The 18,047-nt window shown below is 59.2% G+C and carries 18 protein-coding genes and 1 pseudogene; 6 read left to right on the top strand and 13 right to left on the bottom strand.

Annotated features, from left to right (window positions below; all coding sequences use genetic code 11):
* Positions 1-86 precede the first annotated feature (86 nt).
* Positions 87-2,459 carry a TonB-dependent receptor domain-containing protein gene (locus FNY10_RS19820; RefSeq protein ID WP_160703161.1) on the bottom strand — a complete coding sequence of 791 codons (2,373 nt, stop codon included), beginning with the start codon at positions 2,457-2,459 and terminating at the stop codon, positions 87-89.
* Positions 2,460-2,676: 217 nt separating this feature from the next.
* Here FNY10_RS19820 and FNY10_RS19815 point away from each other — a divergent pair, with 217 nt between their 5' ends.
* Entirely contained in the window at positions 2,677-2,970 is a 294-nt protein-coding gene (locus tag FNY10_RS19815; protein WP_160703159.1) for a SelT/SelW/SelH family protein, read from the top strand.
* Between the two features lie 74 nt (positions 2,971-3,044).
* Entirely contained in the window at positions 3,045-3,395 is a 351-nt protein-coding gene (locus FNY10_RS19810) for a nitrous oxide-stimulated promoter family protein (protein ID WP_141963686.1), read from the top strand.
* A 71-nt stretch (positions 3,396-3,466) separates the two neighbouring features.
* Here the strand turns inward: FNY10_RS19810 and FNY10_RS27390 are convergent.
* The 12 genes and pseudogenes from FNY10_RS27390 to hypA all read right to left on the bottom strand — a co-directional run.
* A pseudogene (locus FNY10_RS27390) lies at positions 3,467-3,586 on the bottom strand (metal ABC transporter permease); the annotation flags it as partial.
* A gap of 180 nt (positions 3,587-3,766) precedes the next feature.
* Positions 3,767-4,624: an iron/manganese ABC transporter permease subunit SitD gene (sitD, locus tag FNY10_RS19800; protein ID WP_416309032.1), complete on the bottom strand. Its 858-nt coding sequence runs from the start codon at positions 4,622-4,624 to the stop codon at positions 3,767-3,769.
* On the bottom strand, positions 4,615-5,466 hold the full coding sequence (gene sitC / locus FNY10_RS19795) for an iron/manganese ABC transporter permease subunit SitC (RefSeq protein WP_160703157.1): 852 nt from the start codon (positions 5,464-5,466) through the stop codon (positions 4,615-4,617). The genes sitD and sitC overlap by 10 nt, the downstream gene beginning before the upstream one ends.
* Positions 5,463-6,284: a manganese/iron ABC transporter ATP-binding protein gene (locus tag FNY10_RS19790; RefSeq protein WP_160703155.1), complete on the bottom strand. Its 822-nt coding sequence runs from the start codon at positions 6,282-6,284 to the stop codon at positions 5,463-5,465. The genes sitC and FNY10_RS19790 overlap by 4 nt, the downstream gene beginning before the upstream one ends.
* The gene (locus tag FNY10_RS19785; RefSeq protein ID WP_160703153.1) at positions 6,281-7,198 is read right to left on the bottom strand and encodes a metal ABC transporter substrate-binding protein; all 918 of its coding nucleotides are present in this window, start codon (positions 7,196-7,198) and stop codon (positions 6,281-6,283) included. Before FNY10_RS19785 ends, FNY10_RS19790 begins: the two co-directional genes overlap by 4 nt.
* 195 nt (positions 7,199-7,393) lie before the next feature.
* A complete protein-coding gene (locus FNY10_RS19780; RefSeq protein ID WP_131048943.1) occupies positions 7,394-7,822 on the bottom strand; it encodes a TOBE domain-containing protein in 429 nt (142 codons plus the stop codon).
* A gap of 38 nt (positions 7,823-7,860) precedes the next feature.
* The gene (gene flhA, locus FNY10_RS19775) at positions 7,861-9,933 is read right to left on the bottom strand and encodes a formate hydrogenlyase transcriptional activator FlhA (RefSeq protein ID WP_202395326.1); all 2,073 of its coding nucleotides are present in this window, start codon (positions 9,931-9,933) and stop codon (positions 7,861-7,863) included.
* Positions 9,934-10,256: 323 nt separating this feature from the next.
* On the bottom strand, positions 10,257-11,267 hold the full coding sequence (gene hypE / locus FNY10_RS19770; RefSeq protein WP_131048941.1) for a hydrogenase expression/formation protein HypE: 1,011 nt from the start codon (positions 11,265-11,267) through the stop codon (positions 10,257-10,259).
* Entirely contained in the window at positions 11,264-12,385 is a 1,122-nt protein-coding gene (gene hypD, locus FNY10_RS19765; protein WP_141963698.1) for a hydrogenase formation protein HypD, read from the bottom strand. Before hypD ends, hypE begins: the two co-directional genes overlap by 4 nt.
* A complete protein-coding gene (locus FNY10_RS19760; RefSeq protein WP_160703151.1) occupies positions 12,385-12,657 on the bottom strand; it encodes a HypC/HybG/HupF family hydrogenase formation chaperone in 273 nt (90 codons plus the stop codon). The genes hypD and FNY10_RS19760 overlap by 1 nt, the downstream gene beginning before the upstream one ends.
* Entirely contained in the window at positions 12,648-13,520 is an 873-nt protein-coding gene (hypB, locus tag FNY10_RS19755) for a hydrogenase nickel incorporation protein HypB (RefSeq protein ID WP_160703149.1), read from the bottom strand. The genes FNY10_RS19760 and hypB overlap by 10 nt, the downstream gene beginning before the upstream one ends.
* A 64-nt stretch (positions 13,521-13,584) precedes the next feature.
* The gene (gene hypA / locus FNY10_RS19750) at positions 13,585-13,935 is read right to left on the bottom strand and encodes a hydrogenase maturation nickel metallochaperone HypA (RefSeq protein WP_131048937.1); all 351 of its coding nucleotides are present in this window, start codon (positions 13,933-13,935) and stop codon (positions 13,585-13,587) included.
* Between the two features lie 211 nt (positions 13,936-14,146).
* On the opposite strand from hypA, the gene hycA reads away from it, so the two are divergent.
* The 4 genes from hycA (at position 14,147) to FNY10_RS19730 (ending at position 18,036) form a co-directional block, all read left to right on the top strand.
* Positions 14,147-14,596 (top strand): formate hydrogenlyase regulator HycA, encoded by a 450-nt coding sequence (gene hycA, locus FNY10_RS19745; protein ID WP_100686458.1) that lies wholly within the window; start codon positions 14,147-14,149, stop codon positions 14,594-14,596.
* A gap of 82 nt (positions 14,597-14,678) precedes the next feature.
* Positions 14,679-15,287, top strand: a complete 609-nt coding sequence (locus FNY10_RS19740; RefSeq protein WP_100686459.1) for a 4Fe-4S dicluster domain-containing protein — start codon at positions 14,679-14,681, stop codon at positions 15,285-15,287.
* The gene (gene hycC / locus FNY10_RS19735; protein ID WP_160703147.1) at positions 15,284-17,110 is read left to right on the top strand and encodes a formate hydrogenlyase subunit 3; all 1,827 of its coding nucleotides are present in this window, start codon (positions 15,284-15,286) and stop codon (positions 17,108-17,110) included. The genes FNY10_RS19740 and hycC overlap by 4 nt, the downstream gene beginning before the upstream one ends.
* A gap of 2 nt (positions 17,111-17,112) precedes the next feature.
* On the top strand, positions 17,113-18,036 hold the full coding sequence (locus tag FNY10_RS19730; protein WP_131048935.1) for a respiratory chain complex I subunit 1 family protein: 924 nt from the start codon (positions 17,113-17,115) through the stop codon (positions 18,034-18,036).
* The last annotated feature ends 11 nt before the right edge of the window (positions 18,037-18,047 follow it).

The raw sequence follows: 18,047 nt of genomic DNA, 5'->3' as shown, positions 1-18,047 counted from the left end.
GGGCTGTCGGATCACTCACCTGAGTCTGCGTATCGCGACTCCCGCCGGCAGGCTGAAATCCATGGGATGGATTATTCTGCGGGCCATCAGAAATCGACGTTGACGCCCAGTTGCCAGGTCCGGCCCGGCATCGTCGCCAGCGCTTTATCGTAGGCGTCCTGATTCGTCGATGTCTCAATATTGCGGCTGCTCAGGTAATCCCAGTATTGCCTGTCGGTAATGTTGTAAACGCCGCCGTTAAGCCGCACGTTTTTCGCCACCTGCCACCAGGCCGTCAGGTCCAGCATGCCGTAGCCTGGCACACGCATGTATTCGCTGGAGGCGTTGGTAATAGCGGCACCGGTGTTGATATAGCTTTCGCGGTTAGTGGCGCTGGCTTGCTTACCTTTCACGAAGGTGGCAGTCAGCGCGGTCCCGTAGCGCTTCGCCGGATCATTCCAGGCCACGCCGACGATAGCCTTCATCGGCGCCACGCTGTCGAGGTCGATATACTTGTCGCCGAGATAGCTGGATTTCGATTTCCCTTCACTATAGCCATAGGCCAGCGTCGCGCTCAGGCCGTTAACCTCGTCAAACCAGCTGCCGAAGTTGAATTTGGCGCTGATTTCGCCGCCGTAGATATAGGCTTTATCGCGGTTTTCCGCCTGATAAATCGTATAGATATTCGACGGGACGTTGGTGAAATGGTCCGGATTGCCAGAACGGGTATAGCGGCTATAGGCGATGAAGTTCTTGTAGTTGTTGTAGAACAGGGCGGTGCGCAACGTGATCCCTTCGACCACTTCGCCTTTTAAGCCCCACTCGACGTTGTCGCTGGTTTCCGTGTTCAGATCGGTGTTACCGATCAACGCATACTGCGCTCGTCCGGCGTAGCTGGAGCCGAGGTTCCAGGAGCCGTACAGCTGGCTGGCATTGGGGAACTCGGCACCGCGTTTATACTGCAGGTAGGTCATGGTATGCGGAGTGATATCGTACTGGAACGTCAGGGACGGCAGCACCTGAGTATCGGCGTTTTTGCCATACAATCTGGCGACGGAGGACTCCGTCAACACGCTGCTGTTGGTGGTCAGATCGCCGAGACTCTCCGGTTTGGTAGATTGATGCACCACGCGCACGCCGGGGATCACGGCAAAGTTGTGGCTGTCGAGATCGAAGTTGATCTTATCCTGAACGAAGCCGCCCAGAGTGTAGCCCCGGTTGTCGGCTTCCGGCTGCATGATTTCGCTGTAGATGCTCGGGGCCGGTGACTGGCTGAACGGACGCTGGGTTTTGATGGTGCTGGCGTTGAGTCCGGCACTCAGGTCGTGGCGGCCGATGGATTTCGCCAGCGTAGTCTGAATGCCCCAGGTGTCGGTATCGTAGTTGGAGTTGACCGTTTCCATGGCTCTGGCGGTGCTGTCCGGCATCCAGGTCCAGTCATGGGCCTCGGTGTGCTGGTAGTAGACTTTGGTCGACATGCTGTCGAGGTAGTCATTCATTGGCGTCCAGTCGTCTTTCAGACTGATGCCCCAGCGACGAGTCTGGCTGGTCTGGTTGGCCTCGCCAGTGATGCTGTTGCCGTTGTTATCCCAGCTGTCAAAATGGCTATGGTTGGTTTTATGGTAGTAGTCGAGCGTGCTGGTCAGCTTGTGGTCATCATTCGGCTGCCAGATGCCGGAGGCCATAAAGGCATCGGAGTGCCAGTTGGCCGGATAGGCGTCAATCTTATCGCTGTTATTTGCCGTTTCCTGACCATCACGGCGACTGTAGACGAAAATACCGCGCAGGGTTTCATCTCCGCCGGCCACCGTCACGCCGTTATGCCAACTGCGGTCAGCTGAGTCGTAGCCGCTCCGGTAGCCGAAGGCGCTGGTTTTCCCCGGATGCAGGTAGTCATCGGCGGATTTCGGCTGGAAGGAGACGCTGCCGCCTATAGCGGTGTTGGCGGTTTCCGTCGAGGTGGCGCCGGACTGAATATGGATGCTGCCGTACATATACGGGTCGATGTAATCGCGTCCGATGCCAAAGGTATTCAGACCGGCACGGCCGACGTAGCCGCGTCCGGTCGCATCCGGTTGCGCGATGCCGTCGACATCAATCCCTACGCGGTTGCTTTCCAGCCCGCGAATGTTATAACCGGTATAGCCACCGCGGTCGAAGCCGCTTTTGCCATTACCCGAGCCGCCGCTGGCGCCGGTTGCGCCGATCAGGGGTTCATAACGCATGACGGAACCAAAATCTTTGGCTCCTTTGTCCTGCAACTCCTGCGTGCTGACCGAATGTTCGCTGCCGGCTTTAAGCAGAGGAGCGGGTGCGGTGACGGTCATCTGCTCGGAGCTATCCAATGATGCATTGCTGGTGGTGGTGGTGTGTGCGGTGGTATCAGCTGCCCCGGCGGTCGTCTGATAGATTGCTGCAAGCAACGAAGTCACCAGCAGGCTTTTCTTAAACCAGGCCGGTGAGTGAGTGGATTTATACATAGTAGCCACGCCTTGATAATTATTAGTATCGGCTCACGCGTTACTTCCAGATTTGCAGGCGAGTCCCGTTGCTTCCGTTAGCGGACTCTTTTTCTCCATGATTTATAATTGCGAATGGTAATGATATGTATTATCATTTGCAACAAAATAATCATGTCTTCCTCATTTAATCTGCAAGTTGTTTACAATCAGTCCTTTTAGATACAGCGAGAAAATCATGAGTCACAAAGCCGCGATTACGATCAACTATTGCTCCCAATGCAACTGGATGCTGCGCGCCAGCTGGATGGCGCAGGAGCTGCTGCATACGTTCAGTACCGATATCGGCTCGGTCACGCTGGCCCCGGGCACCGGCGGCATCTTCACTATTACCGTCGACGACGTACAAATCTGGGATCGCAAGCAGGATGAGGGTTTCCCGGACGCGGCGGAGCTTAAGCGCCGGGTACGGGATGTCTGTTTCCCGGAGAAGTCGCTGGGCCACGTCGATAAGTCAGCCGATCCGGCGTAAGCGCCAGGGAAAACGGCTGCGCCAGAGGCTATAAAGGTGTATTATTTTTGCATCTTTATTGATGGAGAAGCGCCATGGCGGGTCAACGTATCGACCGGGAAAAAAAGACTATCCGCAGCATGATTTCGCTCTATCAGCGCCGCTGCCCGGACGCGCAGGCCGATGTGGAACATTATCAGGCGCTGAACGCCTATGCCGATAAGCGGCTGGATAAGTGCGTGTTTGGCGAAGAGAAACCGGCCTGTAAGCAGTGCCCGGTCCATTGCTATCAGCCGGCAAAACGCGAAGAAATGAAGCAAATCATGCGTTGGGCCGGGCCGCGAATGCTCTGGCGCCATCCGATTCTGACGATTCGCCACCTGATTGATGACCGACGTCCCGTGCCAGAGCTTCCGCAAAAATACCGGCCTAAAAAGCCGCGGTAATTTTCCCGGCTTGCGCTGCGCTTAGCCGGGCTACACTGCGTGCGGTCGGTCGGAGTAGCCCGGGTAAGGCGTCAGCCGCGACCCGGGGCCTCACCGGAGTGGGCCGTGGTTCGCTTATCGCGAACCGAACTCCAGACAAAGGTGATAATAAACAGCGCGGTAAACAACACCACGATAGTCGGTGCCGGGGCAATCAGCAGTAAAGTAGCTCGGGTAAGGCGTCAGCCGCGACCCGGGGCCTCGCCGGAGTGGGCCGTGGTTCGCTTATCGCGAACCGAACTCCAGACAAAGGTGATAATAAACAGCGCGGTAAACAACACTACGAGAGTCGGTGCCGGGGCAATCAGCAGTAAATTAGCCCGGGTAAGGCGTCAGCCGCGACCCGAGGCGGCGCCGGAGTGGGCCGTGGTTCGCTTATCGCGAACCGAACTCCAGACAAAGGTGATAATAAACAGCGCGGTAAACAACACCACGATGGTCGGTGCCGGGGCGCTATCCAGGTAAAACGACAGCCACATGCCGCCCAGCGAACAGCTCACCGCAATCGCCACCGCCAGCAGCAGCGCGCGGATAAAACGCCGGGTCAGCAGCAGAGCAATGGCGCCGGGGGCAATCAGCAGCGAGATTGACAGAATAATTCCCACCGCTTTGAGCGTCGCCACGATGGTCAGGGCAATCATGCACAGCAGTCCGTAGTGCAGCAGGCCGCAGCGTAACCCGCTGGCTTTAGCCTGATGCGGATCGAAGGCGTGAAGCAGAAAGTCACGCCACTTTAGTCCGATAATCAGCGCAATTACTAGTGCAATCGCCGACGTTTGCCCAATATCGCTGGCGGAAATCCCCAGCATGTCGCCAAACAGAATATGGTCGAGATGGACTTCGGACTGAATGGCGACATACAGCACTAGCCCGGCGCCAAACATGCCGGAAAAGACAATGCCCATAATGGTATCGCGCTTGATGCGGCTGTTATCGTCGAGATAACCGGTCGCGATGGCGCAGAATAGCCCGGCAACAAAGGCGCCAATGGCGAACGGAATGCCGAGAATATAGGCCACCACCACGCCGGGAAAGACCGCATGACTCATCGCATCGCCCATCAACGCCCAGCCTTTCAGCACCAGAAAAACCGACAGCAGCGCGCAGGGAATGGCAACGATAACCGCCACCAGCATGGCGTTGACCATAAACGAAAACTGCAACGGTTCGAGAAGCGTGCTCAGCAACATGAGGCCTCCCTGGCGCGGCGGCGGTTGGCCAACAGGCCGTGTTTTGGCGCAAAGACAAAGGTCAGCAGAAAGAGCAAGGTCTGCGCCACGACGATAATGCCGCCGGTGGCGCCATCCAGATAGTAACTTAGCCAGGCGCCGAAAAAGCTGGTCAGACTGCCAATCGCGACGGCAATCGCCAGCAGGCGCGGAAAGCGGTCGGTCAGCAGCCAGGCAGTCGCTCCCGGGGTGACCACCAGACAAATGACCAGAAAGGCGCCCACGGTTTGCAAGGCCGCCACGGTACAGGCCGCCAGCAGGGTGAAGAACAGCAGCTTCAGCGCCGTGGTGTTCAGGCCAATGGAACGGGCGTGGTTCTCATCGAAAAAGGTCACCATCAGATCTTTCCATTTCAGCAGCAGAAGCGCCATGGAAATCGCTCCGATGGCCGCCAGCTGAATAATATCTTCCGGGGCGATCGCCAGGATATTGCCGAGAATAATGGTCTGGATATTCACCGAGGTAGGGTTGAGCGACACCATAAACAGCCCGATACCGAAGAACGACGAAAAAATCAGGCCGATAATGGCATCCTCTTTGAGCTTCGAACGCTGGTTGAGAAACAGCATGCTCCCCGCCGCCAGCCCTCCGGAGAGAAAAGCGCCGATGGCGAAGGGCAGGCCGAGCATATAGGCTCCCGCCACGCCCGGTACGATGGAGTGGGAGAGAGCATCGCCAATCAGCGACCAGCCTTTCAGCATCAGGTAGCAGGAGAGAAAGGCGCACACGCCGCCCACCAGCGCCGAGACCCACATTGCATTCAGCATATACTGATAGCCGAACGGCTCGATCAGCCAGCTCATCCTTCACCTCCCGTCGTCCGGCGGCTGATAAACGGCCGTTCATCGTCGGTGATAATCTGCTCTTCGCCGCCGCTGAGCACCACGTGGCGCAGCACGCCGCTGAAAGCGAGTTCGAGATTGGCGGCGGTAAAGGTCGTTTCCGTCGGCCCGCTGGCCAGCACGGTACCTTTGACCATCACCGTGTAATCGCAAAACTCGCTGACCGAACCGAGATTGTGGGTCGAGACCAGCAGCGTGCAGCCGTCATCACGCAGCTCGCGCAGCAGGGCGATGATTTGGGTTTCGGTCTGGACGTCAACGCCGGTAAACGGCTCATCCAGCAGAATGACCTTGCCCTGCTGAGCGATGGCGCGGGCAAGGAACACCCGTTTTTTCTGCCCGCCGGACAGCTCGCCGATTTGCCGGTGGCGATAGTCGCTCATCCCGACGCGGGCCAGCGCCGCATCAACAACCTCCCGGTCATGGGCTGTGGCCCGCCGCAGCCAGCCCATATGCCCGTAGCGGCCCATCATGACGACATCCTCTACCAGTACCGGAAAGGTCCAGTCAACGTCCTCTGATTGCGGGACATAGGCCACCAGATTCTGGCGCAGCGCGCGATGAACCGGCTGGCCGAGTATGGCAATCTCGCCATGGGCCAGGTGAACAAAGCCCATCAGCGCTTTAAACAGCGTCGATTTTCCCGAACCGTTGATGCCCACCAGCGCGGCAATTGAGCCGCACGGGACGCTGAAGGTGGCATCGCGCAGCGCGGTGTGACCGTTGCGATAGGTCACGCTGACCCGGTTGACCGCGAGGCCCGGCATATCAGCGCTCATGGCTGTTTCCTCATCCCGTCATTGATGCCCTGGACGATGGTTTGCGTCGTGACCCGCAGCAGATCCAGATAGGTCGGAACCGGGCCATCGGCGGCGCTCAGAGAGTCAACATACAGCACGCCGCCATAGTGGGCGCCGGCTTCCCGCGCCACCTGGCGCGCCGGTTTATCTGAAATGGTACTTTCACTAAAGAGAGTCGGGATATGCTCTTTTTTCATGATATCGATAGTTTTACGTACCTGCTGCGGCGTGCCCTGCTGGTCGGCATTGATTGGCCACAGGTAGCACTCCTTCAGCCCGTTGTCGCGGGCCAGGTAGGAGAACGCGCCTTCGCTGGTGACCAGCCAGCGTTTCTCTTGTGGTAGTTTCGCCAGCTCCGCCTTCAGCGGCGCCATGGTCCGGCGGATTTTCTCTTTATAAACGGCGGCGTTTTGACGATAGGTCTGCGCATTCACCGGATCGTACTTGACCAGCGCATCACGAATATTATCGACGTAGATCAGCGCGTTATCCGCCGACATCCACGCATGGGGGTTGGGTTTGCCGTTATAGGGGCCTTCGCTGATCCCCATTGGCTGAATGCCCTCGCTGACGACCACTTCCGGGACCCCGTTCAGATGCTGATAAAAGCGGGCGAACCACAGTTCGAGATTCAGGCCGTTGGTGAGGATCAGCTGTGCCCCCTGGGCGCGTTTTATATCGCCGGGCGTCGGCTGGTATTCGTGGATCTCGGCACCGGGTTTGGTAATCGAGCTGACCTCGGCCGCCTCCCCGGCGACGTTTTGCGCCATATCGGCAATCACCGTAAAGGTGGTGATCACTTTGAATTTTTCACTGGCCTGAGCCGGGGCGATCGCCAGCAGGCCCAGCAGAACGGTAAAGAGCAGGTGCTTCAGAGGCGGCAGGTGTAGCATAGGATCCCTCACATCAATGTGGTTAATTAATCATCTGTTATAGCCATTGCTATGTTATATAGCACAGGCTATTTATAAATGAAAATGATTATTATTTGTAAGTTGAGGGTGACGCCGTGGAAACCGTCTGTCGCGGGGAAAGTGGCAAGATGTTTCGAAGAACGCCGTTTCGTGTGAAGCGGCGTTTGCAGCGGATTACGCGCGGGTGGCGATGAGAATGGCAGAGGCTTTGATCAGCGCAATCACCCGGCTGTCCTCGACCAGCTTCATCTCTTCCTGACTTTCATTGGTGACGACGGCGACGATATCGAAACCCGCGTCGGTTTTGATGTGCACCGTTGCGTTGACCGCCCCTTCTGTGATGCGGGTGACGCTACCGGCAAACTGGTTGCGTGCGGAGAACTTCAGACCGCAATCCTCGGTAGCCAGCGTGACCCACGGCGCTTTAATCAGCGCGATGGCTTCTTTACCGGCGACCAGACCCAGCGCCTCCTTGCTGCTGTGGGTGACGATCGCCACCAGTTTTGCGCCGCCCGCAAGGGTCAATTCCACTTCATCGTTGACCGCGCCGGCGGCAACTGCGCTGACCGTACCGGTCAGCTGGTTACGTGCTGATATCGCCATAAAATCTCCTTGTGTGGCTGATTAATTGACTACCGGATTTATACTAGCTCATCTTTGTTAATACCCAGACGTTTCATGCGCGAAAGCAGTGTCGTACGCTTTAACCCCAGCCGCTGCGCCGCCCCTTTCGGCCCGGCAACCACGCCGTTGCTCTCTTTCAGCACCCGGACGATCAGCTGATATTCATCCTCGCCCTCTTGCGCAAGCACCTCCGCCGTTATCGTCTCCGCGTCGATATTCATCTCTGGCAGCGACAATTGCAGCACGCTACCGCGGGTTAACAGCACCGCGCGTTCAATCACGTTTTCCAGCTCACGAACGTTGCCCGGCCACTCCATGCGGCTCAGCGTGCGCAGGGTTTCTGCCGGAATGCTGTCGATGTTGCGCCCGAGGCGGCGGGCGATTTTAAAGGTAAACGCTTTGACCAGCAGCGGGATATCGTCCGGACGCTCGCGCAGTGGCGGCAGGTGGATCGGAAAGACGTTCAGGCGATAGTAGAGATCGCTGCGAAATTCGCGATCGGCGACCATCTGCCTGAGATCGCGGTTGGTGGCGGCGATCAGCCGGACATCGGTGCGGATCAGCTTGTTGCTGCCGAGGCGCTCAAACTCCTGTTCCTGCAGAACCCGCAGCAGCTTCGGCTGAAGTTCCAGCGGCATATCGCCCACTTCATCGAGGAATAACGAGCTTTTATCCGCCAGTTCGAAACGGCCGATACGCTGGGCGCTGGCTCCGGTAAACGCGCCGCGCTCATGGCCGAAGAGATCGCTTTCCAGCAGCCCGGCGGGCATCGCGGCGCAGTTCATCTTCACCATTCGCCGCGCGTTACGTCCGCTGAGGTTATGAATAGCGCGGGCAATCAGCTCTTTGCCGGTGCCGGTTTCGCCGAGGATCAGGACGGTACTGTCGCTCTGGGCGACCATCTCGACCTGTTTGAGTACGCTGTGCATGGCTTCGCTGCGGCCAATAATTTCGCCAAACTCGCTCTCGACATTATTCAGCTGTTCGGTGAGCGCCAGATTCTCATCCACCAGCCGTTCTTTTAGCCGCTGAATTTCGCGGTAGGCGAGGGCATTATCAACGGCGATCGACACGCGCTCGGCAATTTGCCGCAGCAGCTTGAGGTTGGTGGTGGTGAACACCTTCTCATCGCACTGCGCCAGCTTCAGCACGCCCAGCAGCGTATTGCCGGACATCAGCGGCAGCAGGCACAGGGTTTGAATCTGGTTACCCCACATCTCAAAAAGCATTTTCTCATACGGGGCCAGCGAGTCGTGCTCGTGCAAATTGAGCAGCAGCATCTCTTTGCTTTTGAACACCCGTTCGGTCAGCGTACCGGCTTCATTCACCTCGCTCTGATCGTGAACCGGATGGCTGGCGTCGAGATAATGGGTCGAGTAGATATTCAGTTTGCCTTTGCGGCTGCTGTGTAGCACCACGCTGATCGCGTCGATGCGGAAATAGTGGTGAATCTCTTTGGCCACTTCGCTGACCAGCTCGTCGATATCTAGTCGGGAGAGCACGGCGTTAGTGATAGCAACCAGAATGCGAAAGTTGTCGCGCTCGTGGCACAACAAATCGTAATCGACGTTATTGCTGACCCGGCTCTGGATCTGCTCAGTCACCACCGCAACCAGCTGGGTAAACGTATGCAGCCGCTGGAACTCTTTCTCGCTCCACGGTCGGGCGTCGTTACGGATAAACTCGCAGCCGCCAAAGATGCGGCCTTCCGCCGCCAGCGGCAGCAGGCCGTAATAGCCAAACGGTGGATAGAGTCCGCTGCTGGCCAGTTGAGGCCAGGCCTCGACAAAGGTCGCCTTGTCGCAGTGCAGCGCATCGGGACGCGACAACAGGCGACGCACCGGCCCGTGCGCCAGTAAGGTCTCATCTTCGTAGCTGACCGGCAGGCCCGCTTCGTCACAGCCGTACCTTGCCGCACGATGGTTCCCGGCGTTCCACAGAATAATCGCCGCCCGATCCGCCAGCGCGGATTGCTGCACCAGGCGGGTCAGCGTTTCACTCAGCGCCGCCAGATCGGGCTGCTGTAATAAAATGCGGGTGATATCGAATAGCCCTTGCTGCCCGAAATCGCCCAATGGTGTATACGACATTACTGAGGTCCAAAACGCACCTGCAAAGCGGCGCGTAAGAAAGTGATGACACAAATAATAGTATGTTAATAAAGCGGTTGTTGCCGCTGCCAACCCATCCGTAGCTGCCCGCGGATTTGGGCCGGATAATGATGCTGGCTTTTCCCGGCTCGCGCTGCGCTTAGCCGGGCTACAATCCTGCGCTTAGCCGCGCTACGGGTCCGTACGTAGCCGGTAGCCCGGATAAGGCGCCAGCCGCAATCCGGGAACCCGTTCCCGTTCACAAATCCGCGGCAGCCGGTAGCCCGGATAAGGCGTCAGCCGCAATCCGGGAACCTGCCCCGTTAACAAATCCGCGGCAGCGGCTCGGCGTGGGGAAGGTCCAGCGTCCGCTTCACGCCGTACAGGCCGATCGTACGCACCCCGGCACGCTCGACCACGTCGCCGATAATCGCGGCGCGGCGGCCAAGCGGGTGGCTTTGAAGCTGCGCCAGCGCGGCCTCAGCCGCTTCCCGGGCGACGGCAATCACCAGCTTGCCTTCATTGGCGAAGTTAAGCGCGTCCAGGCCTAACAGTTCGCACACCCCGCGCACGGTCTCGTTCACCGGCAGCTTTTGTTCGTGCAGCTCAATACCGCAGCCGCTGGCGGCAGCAAATTCATGAGCCACGGCGTTCACTCCGCCGCGGGTCGCATCGCGCAGCGCTTTAATGCCGGGAATAGCGCACAGCGTCTGAATTAAGGGCGTCAGCACCGCGCAGTCGCTGGACAGCGCGCCGTCCAGTCCCAGCTGTTCGCGGAGGTTGAGAATGGTGGCGCCGTGGTCGCCCAGCGTGCCGCTGACCAGCAGCACGTCGCCGGGAGCAATCTGCTGCGCCCCCCAGCGAATACCCGCCGGAATAGCGCCGATCCCGGCGGTATTAATAAACAGTTTATCCGCCGCGCCGCGCGGCACGACTTTGGTATCGCCGGTGACGATGGCTATCTCAGCGGCCTGCGCGGTACGGGCCATGCTGTTGACCACGCGTTCCAGCGTGGCCATCTCCAGCCCCTCTTCGAGGATAAATCCGCAGGAGAGGTAGCGCGGCAGAGCGCCGCTGACCGCCACGTCGTTGGCGGTGCCGCATACTGCCAGCTTGCCGATGTCGCCGCCGGGGAAAAACAGCGGATCGATAACGTAGCTGTCGGTGGAGAAGGCGAGACGATCGCCCTGAGCGGTCAGTTGTGCCAGATCGAGACGCGCTTGATCTTCCTGCTCCGCCAGCCACGGGTTGGCGAAAGCCTGCATAAACAGGGAGGCGATCAGCTGCTGCATTGCCTGACCCCCGCTACCGTGCGCTAACTGGACGCTTTTCATACTTCATTTTCCTGACTGCGATATTGATACCAGGCGGCGCAAGCGCCTTCTGATGAGACCATCAGCGCGCCAAACGCGCTTTGTGGGTTACAGACTTGGCCAAACAGCGGGCACTGATGCGGCTTACAGCGGCCGGTCAGCACATCGCCACAGCGCGCGCGCGGATCGTCGCAGACGCGCTGCGGCGCCGGCTGAAAATGGGCTTCAGCGTCAAAGCGCTGATAGGCGGGCGTCAGGCGCACGCCGGAGTTGTTGATGACCCCCAGCCCGCGCCACTCGCTATCGCCGGACAGGCAAAAAACGTCGGCAATCGCCGATTGCGCCAGCGGGTTGCCTGCATCAGGCACCACGCGGCGGTACTGATTTTCGACCTGGCTGCGCTGCGCTATTGTCTGCTCAACCAGCATCACCGCGCCTTGCAGTAGATCAAGAGGTTCGAAACCAGCCACCACTAAAGGACGTCGGTAGTCGCTGGCGATAAATCCGTAGGCCTCGGTGCCGATGACCATACTGACATGGCCCGGAGCAAGAAAGGCATCGATGCTGTTATCAGGCTGGTCGAGCAGACTGCGCAGGGTCGGGAGCAGGGTGATGTGCTGACAAAAAAAGAAGAAGTTATCCACGTTGCGCTCGCGAGCCTGACGCAGCGTCAGCGCGGTAGCGGGCATGGTGGTTTCAAAACCGAGGCCGAAGAACACCACTTCCCGTTGTGGGTTCTGCTGCGCCAGCTTCAGCGCATCCATCGGTGAATAGACGATCCGCACATCGGCGCCGCGGGATTTCGCCTGCAGCAAGGAGCCGTTTTTACCGGGCACACGCATGGCGTCGCCGAAGGTGCAGAAAATCACCCCCGGGCGGCTGGCGATATCGATACAGGTGTCGATTCGCCCCATCGGCAGGACGCAGACCGGGCAGCCGGGGCCGTGAATAAATTCGATATTCTCCGGCAGCAACTGGTCGAGACCGAATTTAAAGATGGCGTGCGTATGGCCACCGCACACCTCCATAATGCGCAGCGGATGCCCGGCGGTATGAGGCAGCAGATGCGCGCGCGCCTGAAGATGCTCAACCAACTGCATCACCTGCTCCGGCGCGCGATATTCATCAACAAAACGCATTATCGCTCCTTGCCGTACAGCAGCGCGCCCACGTCAGGCTCGACGTCAAACATATTTTGCAATGCCTCAAGGGTATCGCGGGCTTCCGCTTCATTAATGATGCTCATGGCGAAGCCCACGTGGACCAGTACCCACTGGCCGAGGCGCGGCTGCCCCCGTTCATCCACGCTTCCCACCAGCGTCAGATCGACTTCGCGCTGGATGCCGCACACTTCGACCTTCGCCAGATGGCCGTCAATGGCGCAGATTTGCCCCGGAATGCCTATGCACATGTTTGCGCCTCCAGCCAACTGAGCCATTTATCCATGCCTTCGCCGCTGGTGGCGGACAGCATAATGATCTCAATATCGGGATTGACCTCGCGCGCGCAGGCAAGGCACTTCGCAACATCAAAGTTGAGGTACGGCAGCAGGTCGATTTTATTTAGCAGCATCAGGCTGGCGGCGGCGAACATATGCGGATACTTCAGCGGCTTATCTTCGCCTTCGGTGACCGACAGCACCGCCACCTTGTGACGTTCGCCGAGGTCGAAGCTCGCCGGGCACACCAGGTTGCCGACGTTTTCAATAAACAGAATGCCATGATCCGCCAGCGGCAGACGCGGGGCGGCATCGGCAATCATCTGCGCATCAAGGTGGCAGCCTTTGCCGGTATTGACCTGAATAGCCGGGGTGCCGGTGGCGCGAATGCGCGCGGCGTCGTTGACCGTCTGCTGGTCGCCTTCGATGACCGCGCAGGCGGTTTTTCCTTTCAGCCGCAGCAGGGTTTCACTCAGCAGCGTGGTTTTGCCGGAGCCGGGGCTGGAGACCAGGTTCAGCACCAGCTGGCCGTGCGCGGCAAAGCGTGCGCGGTTGCGGGCCGCCAGAAGGTTGTTTTTATCCAGCACGTCGATTTCCACCTCGAGCATCCGGCGCTGGCTCTGGCCCGGCGCGTGGGTTCCTGCCTCGCCGTGGCCGTAGTGCAGGTCGCCACTCTCTGAGCGGGTGGGGGAGAAGCTATCGGTTTTGACGCCGGTAATCGTCATGGTCTGGCGCGGGGCTGGCGCGAAGGGGGCGCTGCGAAACGCCGAGTGGGGGTTATGCTCATCACCTTCGATATAAAGGTTGCCTTCCCCACAGCCGCAAGTGGTACACATAGTTTACTCCTGATCTGTCCCGTCATCGTTCACGTTGTTTTGGTCTCGTCGGAAACAACCCGAATCAGTCGGGGCTTACTTCTATTCGTTGGATCTGTAAGCCGTCGTCGGCGACGATTTGTAAGGTGTCGCTCTGGCACTGCGGGCAGCGCCGCACGTGCTGCGAGATGAGATGCACGTACTGCTGGCAGGATTCACACCAGCATTCGGCCTGTTGTTCGGCAATATGCAGTTCGCAGCCTTCCGCCAGCGTGCCGCGGCACACCAGCTCAAAACAGAAGGTCAATGCGCTGGCTTCCACGCAGGAAAATGCGCCGACCTTCAGCCACACGCCGGTCACCCGACGCGCGCCGGCCTGCTGCGCCTGCTGTTCAATAATTTCCAGCGCCCGCTGGCTAAGAGTGATTTCGTGCATGGTCGCCTCCGTATCGCGATGGGCCATATATGCAATAACGATGCCAGGTCATCTCTACTGTCGGATGAACTGTCGATGACGACAGCTGACGGATGTCATCGACATGTCAGTACGGCGCGGGCCTTTTATTAAAATCATTAAATATCAATTAATTAAATTTTGGCATGGAAAATGCTTGTACGGTGCATCTCATGCAACCGGGGACACCGAGATGACTATTTGGGAAATAAGTGAAAAGGCGGACTACATCGCCGACCGTCACCGTCGCTATCAGGATCAGTGGCGTCAGTACTGCAATTCGCTGGTTCAGGGCATCACCCTGTCAAAAGCGCGTTTGCATCATGCGATGAGCTGTGCGCCGGATAAAGAGCTGTGCTTCGTCCTGTTTGAACATTTTCAGGTGTATGTCGCGCTGGCGGAAGGGTTCAACAACCACACCATCGAGTACTACGTCGAAACGCGCAATGGTGAAGATAAACGCTTGATTGCTCAGGCAACGCTGGCTTCCGACGGCACTGTTGACGGCCGGTTCAGCAACCGTTCGCGCGAACAGGTGCTGGAACATTATCTGGCCATTATTGCCAGCGTCTATGACCGTCTGTATGACGCCATGGAACACGACCAGCCGGTGGATTTAAGCCATCTGGCGCTGGCCCATTAATCGTAAGGTGTCGACAGGTGTCGAAAATGACAGCTGAACTCCCTGATTTCGTCAAAAATGACTTTCACCCGAGGATTGCCCGGTGAACCGTTTTGTAATTGCTGACTCCACCGTCTGTATCGGCTGCCGCACCTGCGAAGCCGCCTGCTCAGAAACGCATCGCCAGCACGGCCTGCAGGCCATGCCGCGACTGCAGGTCATGCGTAATGAAAAAGAATCGGCGCCGCAAATGTGCCACCACTGCGAAGATGCCCCCTGCGCCGCGGTGTGTCCGGTTAATGCTATCAATCGCGTCGATGGCGCGGTTCAGCTGAATGAAAGCCTGTGCGTAAGCTGCAAGCTGTGCGCCATTGCCTGCCCGTTCGGGGCGATTGAATTTTCCGGCAGCCGTGCGCTCGATATTCCGGCCAACGCCAATACCCCGATGGCGCCCGCTGCGCCCCCGGCGCCAGCTCGCGTCAGTTCGTTGCTCGACTGGGTGCCCGGTGTACGCGCTATCGCCGTGAAATGCGATCTGTGCCATTTCGATGAGCAGGGACCGGCCTGCGTGCGTACCTGTCCGACGAAAGCGCTGCTGCTGGTGGATATCCGCGATATCGCCCAGGCCAGCAAGCGCAAGCGTGAGCTGACCTTTAATACCGACCTCGGCGATATGTCGCTGTTTCAGTCGCAACCGGAGGGCGTGAAATGAGCGTGATTTCTTTAGTGAACCAGGCGGTGCTGTGGTATGCCGTCAGCGGCGTGCTGGCATTTATCTTTACCCAGAGAAAACCGTTAAGCGGGGCGATTGCCGGGATCGGCGGCGCGGTGGCCAGCGCCATGCTGATCGTCGCCGCTATCGCGACGCTGATAACCCCGGAACGGCTGAACGACGGCATGCTGCCGATGCTCTCTTTGCCGGTTAGGGTCAACGGTATCAATGCGCTATGGCTGCTCGCCATTGGCCTCAGCGCCCTGCCCATCGCCCTGTTTAATATTGCCTGGCACCGCCATCCGCAGGTAAAAGCCAACGGCCTGCTGGTGAACCTGCTGCTGGCTTCGGCAACCTGTGCGCTGGTGGTGACCAACCTCGGCACGCTGGTGGTGATGGCGGAGATAATGGCCCTGTGCGGGGCATTTCTGACCGGCTGCGCGCAATCGGCAAAGCTGTGGTTTGCGTTGGGACGCCTGGGAACGCTGCTGATGGCGTGGAGCTGCTGGCTGGTGTGGTCGTTGTACGGCACCCTGGACCTGGCGCAGATTGGCCTGCTCGCCGCCCACGGCCCGCAAAATATGCTGATGTGGCTACCGGCGCTGGTCGGTTTCGCGCTGCTGGCGGGCGTTATCCCGCTGCACGGTTGGGCGCCGCAGGCGCACGCCGGGGCCAGCGCGCCGGCGTGCGCGCTGTTCTCCACGGTGGTGATGAAAGTGGGGCTGTTTGGCATGCTGACGGTCTCGCTTGCCGGGAGCGCGCCGCCGCTGTGGTGGGGTATCTTGCTGCTGGTCGTGGGGATGGTCACCGCATTGATCGGCGGACTGTATGCCCTGATGGAACACAATATTCAGCGCCTGCTGGCTTATCACACTCTGGAAAATATCGGCATTATTCTGCTGGGGCTTGGCGCCTTCGTCACCGGCCTGGCGCTCAACAGCAATAGCCTGATGGCGCTGGGCTTTATCGGCGGGATGTACCACCTGATCAACCACAGTTTATTCAAAACGACGCTGTTCCTCGGTGCCGGCGCCGTGTGGTTCCGTACCGGCCATCGCGATATCGAAAAACTGGGCGGGATAGGGAAAAGAATGCCGCTGATTTCGCTGGCGATGCTGGTCGGCCTGATGGCGATGGCCGCTCTGCCGCCGCTGAACGGTTTTGCCGGCGAATGGGTTATCTACCAGTCCTTCTTCAAACTGAGCACCAGCGACGCCTTTATCGGCCGCCTGCTTGGGCCGCTGCTGGCCGTTGGCCTGGCGATAACCGGCGCGCTGGCGGTGATGTGTATGGCAAAAGTCTACGGCGTCACCTTCCTTGGCGCACCGCGGACTCCGGAGGCGGAGAGCGCCACCTGCGCGCCGCGGCTGATGACGGCAAGCGTCGTACTCGCCGCGCTGTGCTGCGTGGCGGGCGGGGTCGCCGCGCCGTGGCTGTTGACCCTGGTCATCAGGGTTTTACCGGTGCAGGCGCAGATCGCAAGCGTGGTGTCGCAGCCGCTGATCGCCATTCTGCTGCTGGCCTGTCCGCTGCTGCCGTTCCTGCTGATGATCTTCTTTAAAGGCGACCGTCTGCCGGCCCGCTCTCGCGGTGCGGCATGGGTCTGCGGCTACGACCATGAAAAATCGATGGTCATCACCGCTCATGGTTTCGCCATGCCGGTTAAAGAGGCCTTTGCGCCGCTGCTGAAATTGCGTCACTGGCTGAATCCGGTGCGTCTGATCCCCGGCTGGCAGTGCGCCTCGGCGCCTGCGCTGTTCCGCAGCATCGCGCTGGTTGAGCTGGCGGCGCTGGTGGTTATTGTCATTTCGCGAGGAGCCTGAGAATGAGCGTTTTAATTGCACTATTGCAGGCGCTGGCGCTGTTCGCCGCCGCGCCGCTGTTGTCCGGGCTCACCCGCGTGGCGCGCGCCCGCCTGCACAATCGCCGCGGACCGGGGGTGCTACAGGAGTATCGCGACATCCTCAAACTGCTGGGTCGTCAGAGCGTCGGTCCTGATGCCTCCGGCTGGGTATTCCGCCTGACGCCGTATGTGATGGTAGGCGTCATGCTGACCATTGCCAGCGCGCTGCCGGTCGTCACCGTCGATTCGCCGCTGCCAGGGCTGGGCGACCTGATCACGCTGATTTACCTGTTTGCTATCGCCCGTTTCTTCTTTGCTATCGCCGGTCTGGACACCGGCAGTCCGTTTACCGCGCTCGGGGCGAGCCGCGAAGCGATGCTTGGCGTACTGGTGGAGCCCATTTTGCTGCTTGGCCTGTGGGTGACGGCGCAGGTCGCCGGTTCCACCCATATCAGCAGCATCACCGACACCCTTTATCACTGGCCCGCTGCCCACTCGGTACCGCTGGTGCTGGCGCTGTGCGCCTGCGCATTTGCCACCTTTATCGAAATGGGCAAGCTGCCGTTCGACCTGGCGGAAGCGGAGCAGGAGCTGCAGGAGGGGCCGCTGACCGAATACAGCGGCAGCGGTTTTGCGGTCCTGAAGTGGGGCATCAGCCTCAAGCAATTGGTGGTGCTGCAGATGTTTGTCGGCGTGTTTATCCCGTGGGGGCAGATGACTCACTTTAGTGTCGCCGGCCTGCTGCTGGCGCTGGTCGTCGCCATCGGCAAGCTGGTGGTGGGCGTGCTGGTTATCGCCCTGTTTGAAAACAGCATGGCGCGTCTGCGTTTTTGTGCCACTTCCCGCGTCACTTGGGCCGGTTTTGGCTTTGCGTTTTTAGCTTTCGTCTCCTTGCTGGCGGCGTGATTAAGAGAGTT

Origin of the sequence: Klebsiella sp. Lac1 (assembly GCF_009825425.1) — a bacterium.
GTDB classification, from domain to species: Bacteria; Pseudomonadota; Gammaproteobacteria; order Enterobacterales; family Enterobacteriaceae; genus Klebsiella; species Klebsiella electrica.
The sequence above is the reverse complement of the archived record's forward strand: the minus strand, read 5'-3'. Positions and strand labels throughout refer to the sequence as shown.